Annotated in this window: 3 protein-coding genes; all 3 read left to right on the plus strand. The window is 46.7% G+C overall.

Going from position 1 to position 3,918, the window contains the following annotated elements:
* Window positions 1–847: 847 nt before the first annotated feature.
* On the plus strand, window positions 848–1,996 hold the full coding sequence (locus tag QZT80_RS12130; protein WP_295122097.1) for a 3-dehydroquinate synthase: 1,149 nt from the start codon (window positions 848–850) through the stop codon (window positions 1,994–1,996).
* 80 nt (window positions 1,997–2,076) lie between these two features.
* A complete protein-coding gene (gene eboE / locus QZT80_RS12135) occupies window positions 2,077–3,285 on the plus strand; it encodes a metabolite traffic protein EboE (protein WP_295122099.1) in 1,209 nt (402 codons plus the stop codon).
* Between the two features lie 28 nt (window positions 3,286–3,313).
* The coding region (locus QZT80_RS12140) for an alkaline phosphatase family protein (RefSeq protein WP_295122101.1) at window positions 3,314–3,918 on the plus strand (605 nt) is incomplete at its 3' end.

Below are 3,918 nucleotides of genomic sequence, written 5' to 3' on the forward strand. Positions count from 1 at the left end.
GGTATCAGCATCCACCCGTATTTAAAGAAACGATTCAACATCTTCATATACATGCGGTTTGCAGCAATTTAATATCAATAATAAACCCTGTAGCAACCTACATAGTAAACGTTGGGGTCAACAGGATTTTTTAGCGCTCAGACAGATGGGATCACACAGGTATAACTCGTATCATTACTCTATTGCTGCATCGTTGATATAAGCCTGGAGGCCATCGGTAGCTCCTCCGTAGTTGTACGGAGACGTAAAAATCGGTAATTCCGCTAACAAACGCAAACGGGCGACTGCTTATTTTTGTACCATCAAACAAGGAAATGGTAAGAACGATAGAACAGGGATACAGGACAGGTAAAAGGGTTCTACAGTTCAACCGCAATTTTTAACATGTCGTTGCTGTAAATCGACGGTTGATACCGGAAAGTAGGGTTGCAGAAGCAATTAACCTCATCGACAATTAATTAACAACTCTATAACAGCAACGACATTTTTTGATCACAATTTTAAAAACATAGTCATTCATTACCCCAAAATACATCTATTGCCCCAAAGCATCCATTACCCCGAATGCATCCATTGACCCCGAATACACATCCGTTAACCCCGGATACACAACGTGGAACAGTCTTCATCCATAACCCTAACCCCAAAAAGAAGCTGCATATAGATAGAAGGCCAAACTCTATCAAAAGTCGGATAAGGCTTGCGTCTGCAAGCCTTTATTTTTTCTCCTCACGCCCCTGAAGGGGCTCCGTTTACCGTAGGTGTAAATAATCCCCCCGTTCATCCCCTTTTTTGTAATTTTATCCCTACATTTATTTACCTATAAAGAGAGGTTGGAGTTATTGTCATGGCTTATATTCAGCAATCATTCAGTGTAAAATTCGAGTACAGGGTTTTCTTTACAGAAAAGATTTTTGATCCTTCCAACAGCACATTCGCTGATTTCCTGGAAGCACATGCAGAAGAGGGTATCCGGAAAAAGTTACTTTTTATTATTGATGATGGTGTTACCGCAGCGCACAGTTACCTGCAGGAACAAATTGAAGCCTATTGCCAGCAACTGGGAAATTTTGAACTGGTCCAGGATATTGTTGTAGTACCCGGCGGCGAAGCAGCCAAAAACGACCTCCAGTTATTCTACTGGCTTATCAATGAACTGGAAAAATACGCTATAGACAGGCATTCTTACGTAATCGGTATCGGCGGCGGTTCTGTGCTGGACCTGGTCGGTTACGTGGCGGCTGTGTCGCACCGTGGCGTTAAACATATACGCATACCTACCACCGTACTGTCGCAAAACGATTCGGGCGTGGGGGTGAAGAATGGTATTAACTACCATGGCAAAAAGAATTTCCTCGGCTCCTTTGCACCACCCGTAGCGGTGTTTAACGATGCCTACTTCCTTACCACCCTGCACGATCGCGACTGGCGTTCGGGCATGACCGAAGCGGTAAAAGTAGCATTGATCAAAGATGCCGGTTTTTTTGAGTGGATGGAAGCACAGGCGGTGAAGCTCTCTATGGGCGACTTACCGGCCATGCAGCAACTGATTTATCGTTGTGCGGCTTTACACATGGCCCATATCGGCGGCGCCGGCGATCCTTTCGAGAGTGGCTCATCAAGGCCGCTCGACTTCGGTCACTGGAGCGCGCATAAACTGGAGCAATTAACTGATTTTGAATTGCGCCACGGGGAAGCAGTTTCAATCGGTATTGCGCTCGATTCGGTGTATTCATTCCTGCTGGGATGGCTGGCAGAGAGCGAGTTACAGCGAATTATCACTTTACTTAAACAGTTGCGGTTACCTTTATATCACCCGCTGTTGGAAATAGAAGACGAAAACCCGGGCGTTGTGGCAGGCCTCGAAGAGTTTCGCGAACACCTTGGCGGTAAACTTACCATATCGCTTTTAAGGACGGTTGGCAAGGGAGAAGAAGTACATGCAATAGATACAGCACTTCTCCAAAAAGCAGTGACCATGCTGCGCGAATGGTAGTGGTAACCACACAACGTTTGAGTGTATACGCCTGCACCATGAGTTTAGCTTAATACAATAGACCGCAAATCAATTCAGAGATGCAAACGCTTTACGGACACCTGACCTACTGCACAAATATCCACGCCGGCGAAAGCTGGCCCGATCATTTTGCGCAACTTAAACAGTACATTCCTGCTGTAAAGGCACAGGTATCGCCCAACAAATCATTCGGTATAGGCCTGCGTTTATCAAACCTGGCCAGTCTCGAACTCTCCAAAGAAGCCGCTTTAGAAGATTTTAAGCAGTGGTTGAAAGAGAACGACTGTTACGTGTTTACCATGAACGGTTTTCCTTACGGCGGTTTCCATCATGTGAAAGTAAAAGACATGGTGCATGCTCCTGACTGGACCAGTGCCGACCGTGTTCATTATACCATTCGCCTGTTCCGTATACTGGCTGCCTTGCTGCCGGAAGGTATGGAAGGCGGTATTTCTACCAGCCCGCTGTCGTACAAATACTGGGTAAAAACAGAGGAGGAAAAAGATACGTTGATAGAGAACGCTACGCTGAACATGTTGCAGGTACTGGAACAACTGGTACGCGTACATCGCAGCGGCGGCCCCTTAATGCACCTCGATATTGAACCGGAACCGGATGGTATGCTGGAGAATTCGAAAGAGTACATCGACTGGTACTTCCAGTTTTTGCTGGCTACCGGTGTTCCTTTTATTTCGGAGAAGTTTGATGTTACAGACGATGAGGCGGTGAAGATCATTAAATCGCACATCCAGCTTTGTTACGATGTATGCCACTTTGCTGTGGCTTATGAAGATCCGCTGGTGGTACTGGAACGGATGCACCTGTACGGCTTAAAAACCGGTAAGGTGCAGATCAGTGCTGCGTTAAAAGGATTGTTGGGTAAAGGTGCCGCACGCGAAGAAGTAATCAATAATTTTCGCCTGTTTAACGAGGATACTTACCTGCACCAGGTAATAGGGCGTACGGAGAACAATAAATTTATTCATTATCCCGATTTACCGGAGGCGCTGGCCGATGCGAATAATATCGAAGTGGAAGAGTGGCGTGCGCATTTTCATGTGCCCATATTCCGCAACGAGTTTGGCAGTCTTACCTCCACCCGTGCCGATATTTCGCGCGTGCTGGCCAGGCAGGCGTCCAAGTCTTTCACACAACATCTTGAAATAGAAACATACACCTGGGAAGTATTGCATCCCTCGCTGAAGCTGGACATGGACCAGTCTATAGCCCGGGAAATAAAATGGGTGCTGCAACAACTGGATGTGTAATTTTGTACGATAATTCGTGACCGATCTGATGAGAAAAACTGTAGTAATAGATGTTGTAGGATTATCTTCCTCGCTGATAGGCGATCATACGCCTTTCCTGAAACAGTATGTGCAAAAGCACCATCTCAATGCTATTAAACCCATGCTGCCTGCAGTAACCACTGCCGTGCAAAGCACTTATGTAACAGGCGAATGGCCGGCCGAACACGGTATTGTGGGCAATGGCTGGTACGATCATGAAGATGCGGAGATCAAGTTCTGGAAACAATCCAACCACCTGGTGCAGACCGAAAAAATATGGGACCGCGCCAAACGCCTCGATCCCTCTTTTACCTGTAGTAAGATGTTCTGGTGGTATAACATGTACTCCTCGGCCGATTACTCCGTTACACCACGTCCGCAATACCTGGCTGATGGCCGTAAAGCGCCGGATTGTTACGCACATCCGGCATCGCTCCGCGATCATTTGCAGGAAAAGCTGGGTACCTTCCCACTATTCCAGTTCTGGGGGCCGGGCGCCAATATCAGATCAACCCAATGGATTGCCGATGCATCCATCGAAACAGATAAACTGTATCATCCCACCCTTACTTTAATTTACTTACCTCACCTCGATTACTGCCTGCAGAAGTT

The organism is uncultured Chitinophaga sp. (genome assembly GCF_902168175.1).
Classification (GTDB): Bacteria; Bacteroidota; Bacteroidia; order Chitinophagales; family Chitinophagaceae; genus Chitinophaga.